This is a genomic window from Austwickia sp., from assembly GCA_016699675.1.
In the GTDB taxonomy this organism is placed as follows: Bacteria; Actinomycetota; Actinomycetes; order Actinomycetales; family Dermatophilaceae; genus Austwickia.
This window is the reverse complement of record CP064985.1, coordinates 3,246,335-3,261,461: the sequence shown is the minus strand read 5'-3', so window position 1 is coordinate 3,261,461 and position 15,127 is coordinate 3,246,335. Positions and strand designations below refer to the sequence as shown.

General features: G+C 70.8%; 17 protein-coding genes. 2 read left to right on the top strand and 15 right to left on the bottom strand.

Annotated features, from left to right (window positions below; translation table 11 throughout):
* Positions 1 to 45: 45 nt before the first annotated feature.
* The 14 genes from rph to clpS form a co-directional block, all read right to left on the bottom strand.
* Positions 46 to 792, bottom strand: coding sequence for a ribonuclease PH (gene rph / locus IPK37_14895; protein ID QQS00184.1), 747 nt, complete (start codon positions 790 to 792; stop codon positions 46 to 48).
* An 87-nt stretch (positions 793 to 879) separates the two neighbouring features.
* A complete protein-coding gene (locus IPK37_14890) occupies positions 880 to 1,293 on the bottom strand; it encodes a pyridoxamine 5'-phosphate oxidase (GenBank protein ID QQS00183.1) in 414 nt (137 codons plus the stop codon).
* Positions 1,294 to 1,438: 145 nt separating this feature from the next.
* Positions 1,439 to 1,714 (bottom strand): TfoX/Sxy family DNA transformation protein, encoded by a 276-nt coding sequence (locus IPK37_14885; GenBank protein QQS00182.1) that lies wholly within the window; start codon positions 1,712 to 1,714, stop codon positions 1,439 to 1,441.
* Positions 1,715 to 1,794: 80 nt separating this feature from the next.
* The gene (locus IPK37_14880; GenBank protein ID QQS00181.1) at positions 1,795 to 2,562 is read right to left on the bottom strand and encodes an MBL fold metallo-hydrolase; all 768 of its coding nucleotides are present in this window, start codon (positions 2,560 to 2,562) and stop codon (positions 1,795 to 1,797) included.
* Between the two features lie 25 nt (positions 2,563 to 2,587).
* Positions 2,588 to 3,394, bottom strand: coding sequence for a glutamate racemase (locus IPK37_14875; protein QQS00180.1), 807 nt, complete (start codon positions 3,392 to 3,394; stop codon positions 2,588 to 2,590).
* 105 nt (positions 3,395 to 3,499) lie between these two features.
* Complete coding sequence (locus IPK37_14870; GenBank protein QQS00179.1) at positions 3,500 to 4,918, bottom strand: ATP-binding protein; 1,419 nt, start codon at positions 4,916 to 4,918, stop codon at positions 3,500 to 3,502.
* 93 nt (positions 4,919 to 5,011) lie between these two features.
* Complete coding sequence (locus IPK37_14865) at positions 5,012 to 5,803, bottom strand: amino acid ABC transporter ATP-binding protein (GenBank protein ID QQS02913.1); 792 nt, start codon at positions 5,801 to 5,803, stop codon at positions 5,012 to 5,014.
* Positions 5,804 to 5,832: 29 nt separating this feature from the next.
* Positions 5,833 to 6,687 carry an amino acid ABC transporter permease gene (locus tag IPK37_14860; protein QQS02912.1) on the bottom strand — a complete coding sequence of 285 codons (855 nt, stop codon included), beginning with the start codon at positions 6,685 to 6,687 and terminating at the stop codon, positions 5,833 to 5,835.
* 122 nt (positions 6,688 to 6,809) lie between these two features.
* The gene (locus IPK37_14855) at positions 6,810 to 7,733 is read right to left on the bottom strand and encodes an ABC transporter substrate-binding protein (GenBank protein QQS00178.1); all 924 of its coding nucleotides are present in this window, start codon (positions 7,731 to 7,733) and stop codon (positions 6,810 to 6,812) included.
* A 202-nt stretch (positions 7,734 to 7,935) separates the two neighbouring features.
* The gene (locus IPK37_14850; protein ID QQS00177.1) at positions 7,936 to 8,817 is read right to left on the bottom strand and encodes an amino acid ABC transporter ATP-binding protein; all 882 of its coding nucleotides are present in this window, start codon (positions 8,815 to 8,817) and stop codon (positions 7,936 to 7,938) included.
* Between the two features lie 4 nt (positions 8,818 to 8,821).
* Entirely contained in the window at positions 8,822 to 9,571 is a 750-nt protein-coding gene (locus tag IPK37_14845; protein ID QQS02911.1) for an amino acid ABC transporter permease, read from the bottom strand.
* 112 nt (positions 9,572 to 9,683) lie between these two features.
* The gene (locus IPK37_14840) at positions 9,684 to 10,586 is read right to left on the bottom strand and encodes a transporter substrate-binding domain-containing protein (GenBank protein ID QQS00176.1); all 903 of its coding nucleotides are present in this window, start codon (positions 10,584 to 10,586) and stop codon (positions 9,684 to 9,686) included.
* A 148-nt stretch (positions 10,587 to 10,734) separates the two neighbouring features.
* The gene (locus IPK37_14835) at positions 10,735 to 11,454 is read right to left on the bottom strand and encodes a DUF2017 domain-containing protein (GenBank protein QQS00175.1); all 720 of its coding nucleotides are present in this window, start codon (positions 11,452 to 11,454) and stop codon (positions 10,735 to 10,737) included.
* Positions 11,454 to 11,744 (bottom strand): ATP-dependent Clp protease adapter ClpS, encoded by a 291-nt coding sequence (gene clpS / locus IPK37_14830; GenBank protein ID QQS00174.1) that lies wholly within the window; start codon positions 11,742 to 11,744, stop codon positions 11,454 to 11,456. Before clpS ends, IPK37_14835 begins: the two co-directional genes overlap by 1 nt.
* A 23-nt stretch (positions 11,745 to 11,767) precedes the next feature.
* On the opposite strand from clpS, the gene IPK37_14825 reads away from it, so the two are divergent.
* Together IPK37_14825 and IPK37_14820 are read left to right on the top strand one after the other, a co-directional pair.
* Entirely contained in the window at positions 11,768 to 13,102 is a 1,335-nt protein-coding gene (locus IPK37_14825) for a nicotinate phosphoribosyltransferase (GenBank protein QQS00173.1), read from the top strand.
* A gap of 2 nt (positions 13,103 to 13,104) precedes the next feature.
* Complete coding sequence (locus IPK37_14820) at positions 13,105 to 13,761, top strand: isochorismatase family protein (protein ID QQS00172.1); 657 nt, start codon at positions 13,105 to 13,107, stop codon at positions 13,759 to 13,761.
* A 77-nt stretch (positions 13,762 to 13,838) separates the two neighbouring features.
* On the opposite strand, the gene IPK37_14815 is transcribed toward IPK37_14820, so the two are convergent.
* Positions 13,839 to 15,086 (bottom strand): acetyl-CoA hydrolase, encoded by a 1,248-nt coding sequence (locus IPK37_14815; GenBank protein ID QQS02910.1) that lies wholly within the window; start codon positions 15,084 to 15,086, stop codon positions 13,839 to 13,841.
* Between the last annotated feature and the right edge of the window lie 41 nt (positions 15,087 to 15,127).

The window sequence follows — 15,127 nt, the reverse complement described above, 5'->3', positions numbered from 1 at the left end:
CTCGTGCTGGTGGGGATGCCTTGCGCTGCCGGGGAGCCCGCGCGGCTATCGCGAGCGTTCGCGCGGCGTACCGTCCAGCGCCGCGCGCTGCAGCTCCGTCAACCGGCCACACCCTATCGCCGCCAACTCCAGCAAGCGGTCCAAAAGGACCCGGTCGAATGGCTCGCCCTCGGCGGTGCCCTGGACCTCGACGTACCGGCCATCCCCCGTCATCACGACGTTCATGTCGGTGTCGGCGTCGACGTCCTCGACGTAGTCCAGATCCAGCACGGGCGCTCCCCCGACGACACCGACGCTCACGGCCGCGACCGAGCCGGTGAGCACGCTCACCGAGCCCTTGATCGCCGCCATGGACTTGCCGGTGGCGACGGCGTCGGCGAGGGCCACGTACGCGCCGGTGATCGCGGCCGTGCGCGTGCCCCCGTCGGCCTGCAGCACGTCGCAGTCGAGCACGATCGTGTTCTCCCCCAGCGCCTTCATGTCGACCACGGACCGCAGCGACCGGCCGACCAGCCGGGAGATCTCGTGCGTCCGCCCCCCGATCTTGCCGCGCACGGACTCCCGGTCCGAGCGGGTGTTGGTGGCGCGCGGCAGCATGGCGTACTCCGCCGTCACCCACCCCTTGCCCTGCCCCTTGAGCCAGCGCGGGACGCCCTCGGTGAAGCTCGCCGCGCACAGAACCCGCGTGCGCCCGAACTCAACGAGCACGCTGCCCTCCGCGTGGTCCAGCCAGTTGCGCGTGATCCTGATGTCGCGGAGCTGGTCGGGGCTGCGGCCGTCGTGTCGCGTCATGCCGCCACCCTATGCGAGGCCCGGCGCGGCCTCACCAGGCCACCGACCAAAGAGCCGGAGCGGGAGACGTGCCGAAGACAGCAAGGGCTACGCGGGCGCGATCGGCGCGCAGTCGTGCCCGCAGGTGGGGTTCGGGTTGGCCTGGAACGGGTACGGCGCCGCGGGCGCGTCCGGGGCCTGCGCGTGCGGGGCCGGCCGGTGCAGGATCCCGTGTTCCGGCGTGACGGTGATGCCCGCGTCGTCCGCCACCGCCGTACCGTCGACGATCAGCGTGAAGCCGTGCCGCTCCGACGGCGGCCAGGCGAGCGTGACCTGCGGGTTGGCGGCGATGTTCGCGGCGGAGCCGCGGCTCGGCGTCGGGACCAGCAGGACCCGCCCCTCGACGACGGGATCCACGGTGATGACCTTGGCCCGGCCGTCGGCGCCCACGGAGATCAGGTAGGCCGAGCCGTAGCGGGTCAACAGCGCGGCGAGGTCGGCCATCGGGACGGGGATCGTCATAGCGGCCAGCCTATGTCCCGCGGCACGTACAGTACTGGCCCCCGACGGACTCACGTGATGTATATGCCCAGCTCAGAGAGCCGTCGATCATCGGGAAATCCGGCAGAGTCCGGGCACTGTACGTCCGGAGGGACACGCGCGAGCGCTACGTCTGGGCTCGTCGCTCGTGATGCCTGCGTAGCACCGTCCGCGTGCGCTCGTCCAGCACCCGCTTCGGCACCCCGTCCACCGCAGCGGCGACCGACATCAGGCTGGTGAGGCAGTGGAATCGGCCGGCCGCGTACAGATCGTCCCAGGCAGCAAGGGCGCCGACGGCCCGCAGTGTTTCGGCGTCGCCGATCCCGACGTCGCGCAGCGCCTCGGCCAGAGCGGGGCCGATGTTGGGCAGCGACTCCAGCGGGGTGGACGACGAGGCGGTCATGCCTTCATGATCGGCCAACCTCAGGACAGTGGCGGTCCGCTAGGACTGGTGACTCCGGTTCGGGGCATGGCTCGCCTGCCTCACAGCTCGTACGTCTCCAGCGGCCGGCAGACCTCCACGTGCTCGCCCCAGACCTGCGCGGCCTGGTCGCGGCACACCTGCGGGTCGTTCCAGCTCGGGATGTGCGTGAGCATCAGCCGCTGCAGCCCCCCGGCCTCGACGGCGGCCGTCGCCGCCCGCGAACCCGTCATGTGGATGCCGCGCGGCTCGTCCCGCCCATCGACGAACGCGCAGTCGACAAGGGCCATGGTCGCCCCCGCGAACAGCCGGCGCAGGTTCGGGCAGTCGTCGGTGTCCCCGGTGTACGCCACCGCCGCGCCGTCGGCCTCCACCCGGATCCCGTAGCTCTCCACGGGGTGGTTGACCTCGTACGGCGTGAGCCGGAACGGCCCCACCTCCCACGGCTGGCCCGCCGCGATGACACCGAACGCGAACTGATCGTCCAGCCGCTCGGGGCGCGTCACGCCGTACGCCCGGCCCAACCGGTCCGCGGTCCCCTCCGGCCCCCACACGGGCAGCCGGCCGGCCATCGGCCCTCCCGGCTGGTGGTTGCGCATCACGTACAGCCCGCACGCGTCGAGGCAGTGGTCCGGGTGCAGGTGGGTCAGCACGACCGCGTCGAGAGCGCGCGGGTCCAGGAACCGGTGCATCGGCCCGATCGACCCGTTGCCGAGGTCGAGCGCGATGGACCAGGTGCGCCCCTCATGCTCGGCCTGCACGAGATAGCAGGACGCCGGCGACGCCGGCCCAGGGAACGACCCGGAACAGCCCACGGCGATCATCCGCATCGGCCTGACCTACTTCCCGCCACTCTCACGATGCCTTCGCGGTGCTCGCGTACACGTCCGCGACCTCGGGCCCGAGGAACCGCCGCGCGAGCCGGGCGAATGCCGCCGGGTCGCCGGTGGTGGTGAACCCGTGCTCCGGCGGCGGCAGTTCTCCCTCGCGCAGCTCGCCCCGATCAGCGAGCACACGGTAGACATCTTTCGCCGTCTCCTCGGCCGAGGACACCAACGTGACCGTGTCGCCCACCACATAGCTGATGACGCCGGTCAGGAGCGGGTAGTGGGTGCAGCCCAGGATGAGGGTGTCGATCCCGGCGTCGACCACCGGATCGAGGTAGCCCCGGGCTACCGAGAGCAGCTCCGGGCCACCGGTGACGCCGTTCTCCACGAACTCCACGAACCGCGGACACGGCTGGCTCACGACGCGAATGTGCGGCGCGGCCGCAAACGCGTCCCGGTAGGCGCCGGACTGGTGGGTGCCCATCGTCGAGATCACGCCGACCCGGTCGTTGCGGGTCGCCGCCGCCGCCCGCCGTACGGCCGGTTGGATCACCTCCACGACCGGTACGTCGTAGCGCTCCCGCGCGTCGTGCAGCACCGCCGCACTCGCGGTGTTGCAGGCGATGACGAGCACCTTGACGCCGTGGTCGACGAGGCGGTCCAGGCACTCCAGCGCGAACTGGCGGGTCTGCGCGATGGGCCGCGGACCGTACGGCGCGCGGGCCGTGTCGCCGAAGTAGGCGACGGACTCGTGCGGCAGCTGGTCGAGGACGGCCCGGGCGACGGTGAGCCCCCCATAGCCGGAGTCGAAGATGCCGATCGGCGCGTCCACCACGACAGCGACTATAAGCGGGGGGTACGACGCCGCCGCGGGCCTCTGGTCCCGGGCGTGGCGTGACGTACGTCGCGGGCCAGCGCAGCAAGGTCAGCCGGCTGAGCCTCAGCGATAGCCGCCGAGCAGTTCCTCCGGTCCAAGAACCGTCACGCCGTCCACGCTGGCTCCAGACCTGGACAGAGCCAAGAGACCGGTATCGGGTCCGGCGCCAGGCAGCTGTACACGATGCGCGTGCAAGCGGGCGAGATCGTGGCGATCGAAGGGTGCCCGCTCTAGCCACTTGATAGACCCCACGGCGAGCACGCGGTCGGCGACTGGCTGCCGGTCGGCCACGACCAGATCGATCTCGGGAATGTTCGTCCGGGTCCAATACCCGCCCACGACCCCTGGCGTGCCGTTCTGCGTGCGCACCGAATTCACCGCGCACCGTTCGAGCGCTTCACGCAACACGGGCTCGATGGCCCGCCCCCGCCACGTGGTCCAGGACGCCTCGATTCGGGAGAGGACTCGATCTCCCCGGCCCCGCTCGATCTCCCCGAGGTAAGGACCCAAGAAGGTCAGCCAGAACCGGAGGTAAGGGTCGGCCACCCGGTATCGCTTGTCCTTGCTCGCCGGCCTGGTCGAGAGGGGCTGGTCCACGGCGACAACGCGCTTGGCCACCAGCGTGGTCAGGGTGCGGCTCACCGAGCCGCTGGGAAGATCCCCGGCCGCGCGGCCGATCATGGTGAACGTCCGCTCGCCGTGCCCGATCGCCTGGAGCACGGTCCTGGCCTGGACGTCGACGGGAAACTCCGCAGCCAGCGAGCGCTCGGCCGAGACCAGGAGTGCGGAGGTCGGGTCCTGGCAGGCGTCTCGTAGGTAGTCCCGGAGCGAGGCCCCCAGGGACCATTCGGTGCAGATCAGTGGCAGCCCGCCCGTCACGAGGTAGGCATCGAAGGCGTCGGCTGCGTCCAACTTCAGGAGGTCAGCCACGTCGGCGGGGGTGAGCGGCGGAACGACCATCTCCCTGGCCCGCTGATGAAACGGTCGCCCGTATTCGTTCAGCGACTCCATCATCCCCAGGTCCGAGCCGATTCCGATGAGCAGGACACCGCGGCGCCCGAGTTCACGGTCGAAGGCTCGCTGCAGAGACCCCTCGAACGCCTCGTGCTGCGCCGCCAGATAGGGAAGCTCGTCCAGCACGACGACGCTGCCGCGATCCGGCAGCGCCGCGGCTAACAGGCGCAACGCACTATCCCAATCGGAGAGCTGCACCCCATTGAAGAGGCCGGCACCGGGGAGCGTGGACTCGGCCACCTCCTGGGCGAAGAGGCGCAGTTCGTCGCGGACCGGTCGGCCAGAGGCCGCAAAGAAGACGTGCGGTACGTCGGCGCGCGCGAGGAACTCCTCTACCAGGCGAGACTTGCCCACCCGGCGCCGGCCACGGATGAGCAACGCCTTGCCCGGCCTATCGTCGCGCCCGGAGCTCGCCCGCCGCAGCATCTCGTCTAGCCGCGCCAGTTGTGCCTCTCGACCGACGAACATGCTGACTCCCGCGCACTTCCCCAGAGATACTCTCACTCACGATGCTTTCATCGGTGAGACTATCACTCGTGAGGCAAAGTTACCGAGCCCGACTCAGATGGTGAGGCCGTCCGGGGCCGCCGGGGGCTGCTCCTCCCGCATCCGGGACAGGAAGGCCCTCGTCCGCTCGTGCTGCGGGTTGCCGATCACCTCGCGCGGCGGGCCCTGCTCGACCACGACGCCGCCGTCCATGAAGACCACCCGATCGGCCACCTCGCGGGCGAACCCCATCTCGTGGGTAACCACGATCATCGTCATCCCGTCGTGGGCCAGCTCCCGCATCACCGCGAGCACGTCGCCGACCAGCTCGGGGTCGAGGGCCGACGTCGGCTCGTCGAGGAGCATCAGCTTGGGGTCCATCGCCAGGGCGCGCGCGATCGCGACCCGCTGCTGTTGGCCGCCGGACAGCTGGCCCGGGTAGGCATCGGCGCGGTCGCCCAGCCCGACCCGATCCAACAGCTGGCGGGCGCGGTCCTGGGCAGCGGCCTTGCCGATCCCGCGCACCAGCACGGGCGCCTCCATGATGTTGGCCAGCGCCGTCATGTGCGGGAACAGGTTGAACCGCTGGAAGACCATGCCGATCTCGCGGCGCTGCGCGGCGATCGTCTTGTCGGGCAGCTCGTAGAGGTGGCCGCCCTTCTCGGCGTACCCCATCAGCTCCCCGTCGACCCAGATCCGGCCGCCGTCGATGCGCTCCAGCAGGTTGATGCAGCGCAGGAACGTCGTCTTGCCCGACCCGGAGGGGCCCAGCAGGCAGACCACCTCGCCGCGCGCCACGTCGAGGTCGATGCCCTTGAGCACCTCCGTGCCGTGAAACGCCTTGTGCACGTTCAGGGCCCGAACCAGCGGCCCACCCGACGTACCGGCGGTCGCCATCACGCGCCCCCCATCCCGCCGCCGCGCGCGAACCGGCGGTTGGTCTGCTTGCCGACGTGCGCCTCGCCGAAGCCGCGCCCGAAGTAGCGCTCCACGTAGCTCTGCACGACCATCAGCAGCGAGCAGACGACGAGGTACCAGATCGTCGCCGCCACGAACCCCGCCATCGGCTTGAAGAGGCGGAACCCGAAGTTCGAGGTCTGGTAGTAGAGCTCGGTGATGACCGGCACGGCGATGAGCAGCGAGGTGTCCTTGACCATCGCGATGGTCTCGTTCCCGGTCGGCGGCACGATCACGCGCATCGCCTGCGGCAGCACGATGCGCCGCATGGTCTGGGCGCGGGAGAGCCCCAGCGCCTGCGCCGCCTCCGTCTGGCCCTTGTCGACAGACAGGATGCCCGCCCGGGCGATCTCGGCCATGTAGGCGGCCTCCGACAGCGCGAGGCCCATGATGCCGCCGACGAGGCCGCCGGTGATGGCCTTGACGTCGAGGGAGAAGAACGTGAGGTCGGTCGACAGGCCGAGCCAGCCCGCGAGCTGCTGCCCGAACGGGAGGCCGATGTCGAGGGTGCTGTAGAGGTACCCGAGCCCGACGCCGATCATCGCGAGCAGCACGTAGCGCGGCACCGCGCGGAAGAACCACGTGTAGATGAAGGAGAGGAAGCGCAGCACCGGGTTGGTGGACAGCCGGGCCACCGCGATGGTGGTGCCCAGGGCCACGCCGATGACCATGGCGGCCACCGTGACGAAGACCGTGCCCTTGAGGAGGCCCTCGACCACCGGCGACTGCACCATGATCTGCCCGGCGAGCGCCCAGTCCCAGCGGGGGTTGGTCACGAACGAGCTGACCAGCATCGCGGCGAGCACGAGGATGATCGCCGCGCCGACCCAGCGCAGCGGGTGGCGGACCGGCCGGGCGTGGATGGTGCCCGGCCGGTCGTCCCGGGCCGCCGCGGGGACGGCCGTCGGCGGATGCGTCACGGGTTCACGGCGAAGGAGTCGATGGCGCCCTTCTCGCCGCCCCACTTCGTCAGCGCGGCCTTGTAGGCGCCGGACTTGTTCAGGTCGGCCAAGGCGTCGGCGATGGCCTGGGCGAAGTCCTTCTGGTCGAGGGGCACGACGATGCCGTACGGCGCGCTGTCGTACAGGTCACCGAGCTGCTCCAGCTGCCCGTTCGTCTGCTTGATCGCGTAGAGCGTGATCGGGCTGTCCGCGATCATCGCGTCGACCTTGCCCGAGGTCAGGGCCGCCGTGATCTTGCTCTGCTGGTCGTCGATGACGAGGTTGACGCCCGGCTTGCCGGCGGCGGTGCACGTCTTGGTGGCGGCGTCCATCTCGTCCTGCTGGACGGTGCCCTTCTGCACTCCGATGTTCTTGCCGCAGACGTCCTTGGGGTCCATCTTCTTCGGGTTGCCCTTGGCGACGGCCCAGAGGCTGCCCGCGTTGTAGTAGCTCACCATGTTGACCGCCTTCTTGCGATCGGCGTTGATGGTGAAGCTGGACATCGCCACGTCGTACTTGCCCGACTGCACCCCGAGCAGGATCGTGTCGAACTGCGCAGGCTGCCACTCGGTCTTCCGCCCAAACCTGGCCGCGACCGCGTTGAGCACGTCGACGTCCATGCCCTGCACGGTCTTGCCGTCGTCGGCGAGGAACTCGTTCGGGGCGTACGTCGCGTCCACACCCACCACCAGCTTGCCCGCGGTCTTGACCTTCTCCGGCAGCTTGGCGGCCAGCTTGTCGTCCTTGGTCGGGGTGGCCGGCGCCGAGGAGCTGCCCCCGGCAGCGGCCCCGCCCGAGGTCGAGGAGGAGGACGTGGACAGGGAGTTCGAGCCGCAGGCCGCCAGGCCGAAGGCGGCCACGGTGAGGACGGCGAGGGAACGGGCGCGGGCGGTACGCATGATGGGTGGGCCTTCCGGGGGGCCGCAGCGACGCTGCCGCGGCGGTGGTCACGGGGTGAAACGGTACGTCGTGGTCGGGTCACCGGCCGCGAACGCCGACGGACAGACTACGCGCCAGGCGCGGCCGCGCCCATCCCCCGACCCGCGCCGAGCAGGTCGAACGACCAAGGACGTCGCCGAAGGGTCACCGACCGGTCGGTGACTAACCCTGTGGGGTGTAGCGCCCGTGCCCCGGTTGGTCCCCCACCGCGGGCACTGCCTCGCCGGCGGTGCCCTCCCCGCCGTGCCGCGCCGCGTGCGCCTCGTCCTCGGCGCCCGCCCGGGTGTTGGTCGGGTCGAGGACGCGCTGCAGGAAGGTGCGGGTGCGCTCCTCCTGCGGCGCCCCGATGACCTGGCTGGGCGGGCCCTCCTCGACGATGACCCCGCCGTCCATGAAGATCACCCGGTCGGCGACGTCCCGGGCGAAGGCCATCTCGTGGGTGACGACCATCATGGTCATGCCCTCGTCGGCGAGCTGGCGCATGACGGCGAGCACGTCGCCCACGAGCTCGGGGTCGAGCGCCGAGGTCGGCTCGTCGAAGAGCATCAGCTCGGGGTCCATCGACAGGGCCCGGGCGATCGCGACGCGCTGCTGCTGGCCGCCGGAGAGCTGCGCCGGGTGGCTGGCGCCGCGGTCCCCCAGGCCGACCTTCTCCAGGTTGGCCTGGGCCTTGGCGCGAGCCTCCGGGGCCGACCGGCGCAGCACGGTGCGCTGGGCGAGCATGCAGTTCTCCAGCGCCGTCAGGTGCGGGAACAGGTTGAACTGCTGGAAGACCATCCCGAGCCGGGCCCGCACGTGGTCGATGTCGCAGTCCGGATCGGTGACCTCTTCGCCGTCGATGAAGACCTGCCCGCTGGTGGGCTGCTCGAGGAGGTTGACGCAGCGGAGCAGCGTCGACTTGCCGGACCCGGACGGGCCGATGACGCAGACCACCTCGCCCTTGTGGATGGTCGTGTCGATGCCCTTGAGGACCTCCAGGTCGCCGAACGCCTTGTGCAGGCCCCGGATCTCGACCGGCGGGGCGGCCGGGGGGTTGGTGCTCACGGCGTCACCGGGCCTTCGCGTTCTTGGCCTCGAGGCGCTTGACCAGCACCGTCAGCGGCAGGGTGATGATGAGGTAGCAGAGGCCGCAGACGATCAGCGGCGTCATGTTGGAGTTGCTGGACGCCAGGTCGCGGCCGGTCTTGGTGAGCTCGTACTGGGCCGTCGACAGCCCCAGCACGTAGACCAGCGAGGAGTCCTTGACGAGCAGGATCAGCTCGTTGGTCATCGGCGGCAGGATGATCCGGAAGGCCTGCGGCAGCACGATCTTGCGGGTCGCCTGGCCCGGCGTCATACCGAGCGAGCGCGCCGCCTCCACCTGGCCCTTCGGCACCGCGAGGATGCCGGCGCGGATGGTCTCGGACAGGTACGCCGAGGACACGATCCCCAGCCCCAGCCACACGGAGCCGACCTCCCCGCCGGGGATCGCGACCCCGGGCAGGATGAGGCTGATCAGGCTGAAGGCGATGAGCACGATGATCGCGGGCAGACCGCGGAAGAACTCGACGTACGCCGTGGCCAGCCAGCGGTACGGCGCGACCTGCGAGAGGCGCATCAGCGCAAGGACGGTGCCCGCGAGGACGCCGTACGCGAAGGCACCCAACGTGTAGAGCAGCGTGTTGCCGATGGCCCGCAGCAGGCCGCTCTGCGCGGTGAGCGCGATCATGTCCGCGCGGAAGAAGGCCTGGCCGATCTGGTGCCAGTCGGCGCCCACCACCACGAGGACGGCGACGGCGGCCAGCACGGCGTACTGGATCAGCCGCGTCCGGCGGGCGCGCTGCCGCGGCGAGCCCCGGCGCACCCGCGCCGGGGCCGTCCCCGCGGTGGGGCTCGCGTGGGGATGCGCGGTGGAATTCGCGGTGCTCACCTCAGGAGGTCTTCGCGCCGAGCCACTTCTGGTCGATCTTGCCCAGGGATCCGTCCGCCTTGAAGTCCTTGAGCACCTGGTTCATGAGCTGCAGCATCGCGGTGTTGTCCTTGCCGGTGGCGAGGCCGTACTGCTCCTGCGTGTCGATCTGGGCCACCACGGCGGTGTCGGCGTTGTCCTTGGCGAAGTTGAGCATGACGCCGGAGTCGTTGAGCGAGCCGTCGACCGTGCCGGCCTTGACCGCGTTGGACAGCGAGGCCGCGTCTTCGAAGATCTTCATCTGGTAGCCGTTGACGGAGACGTTCTTCTCGGCGTACTCCTTGCCGGTCGTGTCCGTCTGGACGCCGAGCATCTTGCCCTTCATCCCGGCGAGGTCCTTGATCGGGCTGTCCTTCTTGACGAGGAGGGCCTGCTTGGAGGTGAAGTACGGGTCGGAGACGCCGAGCGCGGCCTTGCGCTTGTCGTTGATCGTCATGCCCGCCGCCGCCATGTCGCACTTCTTCGCGGCGAACGCGGCGCCCGAGGTGATCTGGGCGAAGTCGATGTCGACGACCTCGGTCTTGGCGTTGACCTTCTTCGCGATGAGGTCCGCGATATCGATGTCGTAGCCGACGATCTTGCCGCCCTCGGGGTATTCGAACGGCTTGAACCCGGAGTGCGTGCAGACCAGCAGCGTGCCGTCCTTGATGAGCTTGACCGCGGGGGCGCTACCGGAGCCGGACCCCGAGGCGCTGCCGGAGGTGCCCCCGGCGGCGGGCTTGGTCTCGTCCTTCGCGCAGCCCGCGAGGGCGAGCGGAACGAGGGCGGCGGCGAGGGCTGCGGTGGCGAAGCGACGGCTGATCAGACTCACGGGGGCCTCCTGGCGATGCGGTGAGCAGGTCTCCCCGCTCGGGCTGGGCGACATCCTGCCACGTCAGGCCCCGGCCACCCGGTCACAGACGGATTCCCAGCCTCAGCCGAATCAGCGGCCCAAACGACCGCTCGTGCCCTGCACGTTTGGTGCCATGGCACCAAAAGGCCAGGTCACGAACGGTCAGCCTGTGGATAAGACCTCAGCCGTGGGCGTCGTCGAGTCGGTCGAGCATCGCCTGCGCGAGGGTCTCCTGCAGCCAGGTCAGGAAGTCGTAGACCGCCACCATCCAGGCGGCCTCCTCGTCCAGGGCGCCCTTGGCCAGGGCCAGCTCCAACCGGTCCGCGTCCGTGTCCGTTCGCAATTGCAAGCGCTCCCCCACGACGAGACGGACGTCGGTCAGCGCGACCGCGAAGGCCTGCGCCTCCTCCTCGTCGAGGCGCACCTCGTCCGACCGCCCCCCGTCGGAGCGCCCACCCTCGGCGGTCCGGGCCAGCGCGGCGATCGCCGACTCCAGATTCGCGGCCTTGCGGGCCCGCAACCCGGGCGCCGCCATGCGCCGAAACTCGGCCGCCACCAGCGGGTCGTCCCGGTGTGCGTCCGGTAGCAAGCGGTCCAGGGCCGGGTCGCGCTCGGGGTCGTCGAGGTCGTCGTTCCCGGTCGGGGTCGCGGCGGGCGACTGCGGCGCGCCCGGGTCGGCGTCGAGGTGCTCCAGGCCCGCCTCGGCCATGATCCGGTCGAACTCGTCGCCGAGGGCCGGCGGCTCGGGCGGCGCCACGATCGAGAGCACCTGCAGCATCAGCGAGGCCAGCAGCGCCCGCTCGTCGTCGTCGAGGCGGGCGACGTACGCGCAGGGCACCGGCCCCCGCGCCCCGGCCCCCCGCCGGCGGGGCGGACGCTCCCGACGAAACCCGTGCGCCATCAGTCGTCCTTCTGGAAGGTGGCCCACAGGCCGTAGCCCTGCAGCGCCTCGGTGTGGCGTTCCATCTGCTCCCGCGGGCCGGTCGCGACGACCGCGCGGCCCTTGTGGTGCACGTCGAGCATGAGGGCCTGCGCCTTGGCCTCGGGGTAGCCGAAGTAGCTGCGGAACACCCACGTCACGTAGCTCATGAGATTGACCGGGTCGTTCCAGACGAGGGTCACCCACGGTACGTCGAGGTCGGCGTGTTCCTCGGCCAGCTCCAGCTGGCTCTCCGCGGGCGCGATCGACACCCCACCACAATAGAGTGTGGCCTGTGACCAGCACGACCACCGCGACGAGCGCCCCTGTCCGCCCGAGCACGGCGCTCCTGACCGACCACTACGAACTGACGATGCTGCAGGCTGCGCTCCATTCCGGCGCCGCACATCGCCGCAGCGTCTTCGAGCTCTTCGGGCGGCGGCTGCCGGACGGCCGACGGTACGGCGTGGTCGCCGGCGTGGGCCGCGCCCTGGAGGCGCTCCAGGACTTCACCTTCGGCGAGGCCGAACTCGCCCCTCTCGCGGCCAAGCGGGTCGTCGACGACACCACCCTGGATTATCTGCGCGACTACCGGTTCACGGGGTCGATGTGGGGATACGCCGAGGGCGAGATCTACTTCCCCGGCTCCCCGCTGCTCATCGTGGAGGCGACCTTTGCCGAGGCCTGCATCCTGGAGACGGTGCTGCTGTCGATCTACAACCACGACTGCGCCGTCGCGTCGGCGGCCAGCCGCATGGCGACTGCGGCGGGCGGCCGGCCGCTGATCGAGATGGGCTCGCGGCGTACCCACGAGGAGGCCGCCGTGGCCGCGGCCCGCGCGGCGTACGTCTGCGGCTTTGCGACGACCTCCAACCTGGAGGCGGCGCGGCGCTACGGCATCCCCAGCGCGGGCACCTCGGCGCACAGCTTCACCCTCCTGCACGACACCGAGGAGGAGGCCTTCCGCGCGCAGGTCACGTCGCTCGGGAAGGGGACGACGCTGCTGGTGGACACGTACGACGTGGCCGCCGCCGTCAAGCTCGCCGTCGAGATCGCGGGCCCCGAGCTGGGCGCGGTCCGGCTCGACTCCGGCGACCTGGTCACGCAGGCCCACGAGGTCCGCGCCCAGCTCGACGCCCTCGGAGCCACCAACACCCGGATCGTCGTCACGAGCGACCTCGACGAGTACGCGATCGCGGCGCTCGCGGCGGCCCCGGTCGACGCGTACGGCGTGGGCACGTCCCTGGTCACCGGCTCCGGCGCGCCCACCGCGGGGCTGGTCTACAAGCTCGTCTCGCGCACCGACGACTCCGGCACGATGGTCGACGTCGCCAAGAAGAGCAAGGACAAGAAGAGCGTGGGCGGGCGCAAGTTCGCCCTGCGCCGGGTCAGTGACTCCGGCGACGCCGAGGCCGAGGTCATCGGCATCGGCGAGGCCCCCACCAACGACGGCAACGATCGAGAGTTGCTCGTGGAGCTGGTCCGGGACGGCGCCGTGGTCGCCGACATGAGCGCCAACGCCGGCCGAGCGCTGCACAAGCGCGCCCTGGCCGAACTGCCCGCCGGAGCCCGTCGGCTCTCCCGCGGCGAGCCCGTCATTCCGACCCTCTACCAGGACGAGGTGAAGTGAGCATGGCCAGCACCCCGCGCCCCGGCGGCTCCGGTGGGCGCGCCCGCGCGCTCGTCGTCGTCGACGTCCAGAACGACTTCTGCGAGGGCGGTTCGCTCGCGGTGACCGGCGGAGCCAAGGTCGCCGCCGACGTGGCGGACTTCCTCACCCGACACCGCCGCGAGTACGCCGCCGTCGTGGCCACGGCCGACTGGCACGAGGACCCCGGCGCGCACTGGGCCAACGCACCCGACGGGCCGCAGGGACCCGACTTCGTCGACACCTGGCCGGTGCACTGCCAGGCGGGTACGCCGGGTGCGCAGTTCCACCCGGCCTGGGCGGCGCTGACCGACCCCGGTCAGGACGGCGGCGTGGACGCCGTGTTCCGCAAGGGGCGCCACGAGGCGGCGTACAGCGGTTTCGAGGGGACCACGACCGAGGACGACCGCGAGGTGGGCCTCGCCGCCTGGCTGCGGGAGGCGGGCATCGCCGAGGTCGACGTCGTGGGGATCGCCACCGACCACTGCGTCCGGGCCACGGCGCTCGACGCAGCCCGACACGGCTTCGCGACCCGCGTCCTGCTCGACCTCACGGCCGGGGTCGCCCCGGACACGACGACCAAGGCGCTCGCGCAGCTGCGCGAGGCCGGCGTCGAACTGGCGGGCACCCTGCCCTCATAATCCGCGGCGCCAGGAGGTGGCCTGCCGCGGGCGCCAGGCGGTGGCTGGCCGCGGAGCCGCCGCGGCCAGCCCTCCGCTCAGGCCAGGCCCAGGTGCCGCGCTTCCTCCCAGAGCTCGTCGCGGATGCTCGGGTGGGCGGCGCGTTCGATGAGGTTCTCGGCCTGCTGCTTCTCGGAGCGGCCCGCGCACTCCGCGACACCGTTCTCCGTGATGACGCAGGTGTGCTGCAGCGAGGTCACCGGCTCATCGAGCAGCGGCACGATCGTCGACACGTTCGCCTTCGGGTGCCAGCTGCGCAGCGCCATGATCGCCTGGCCGCCGGGGGCGTGCATCGCGCCGACCGTGAAGTCGGTCTGGCCTCCGAACCCGGAGTGGATGCGGGCGTTGATGCGCGAGGCATTCGCCTGGTCCATGAGGTCCACCTGCAGGGCGGTGTTGATGCTGGTCATGCCGGGGTTCTGGCTGATCTGGGCCGGCGCGTTGGTGGTCTCGGTGCGCAGCAGCCGCACCCGCGGGTTGCGGTTCAGCCACTGATAGAGGTCCAGCGAACCGAACACGAAGGACGCCGTGATGAGCCGGCCCATGTCGAGCGCGCCGGCGTCGTCGAGCGTGAGGATGCCGTCCGAGATCATCTCGGTCCAGATCCCCAGCTTGCGCTTCTTGCTCAGCCCGGCGAGCGTCGCGTCGGGGATCTCGCCGATCCCCAGCTGCAGCGTCGATCCGCTGGCGACCCGCTCGGAGACGAGGTTGCCGATAATCCGCGCGGACTCGGCGCGGTCGATCGCCCCGGCGGAGGTGGCGGGCGCGGCGTGCGCGTGCGGGGTGAGCGGGGCGTCGGAGGGGACGATGGCGTCGAACATCTCGACCTCGTACTCGCCGTCGCCGAACGTGTACGGCATCGTCGGGTTGGTCTGCGCGATGACCAGCGCCCCGGCCGCGCGCGCGGCCTCGATGACGCCGGGCATGATGTTGACCTCGCAGCCGAGGCTGAGGTTTCCGTGCCACGGCTCGGAGGTGTGCACGACCACCGCGTCGACGGTGAGGAACCTCTTGACGAAGTATTCGGGGACGTGGGACAGGCGCGCCGGGTAGTACTGCAGGCGCGGGCTCTTGCGCATCCCCGCGCCGACGAAGGCGGATTCCAGCGTGACGCCCTCCCGGTCGGGAAGGCCCACCGGGCCGTTGAGGAGGAAGAGGCGGTATTCCGGGACGACCGCGTCGATCGCCCCAATCATGGTCCACGGGACGGCGCCGTTGCCACTCACGACGACGCGGGGGTTGTCGCCCCGGGCGAAGACGAGGGCGGCGGCCTGCTGGGGAGTCATTTCTCGCACGGCTCCACTGTGCCAAAGATTCCTCCTGACCG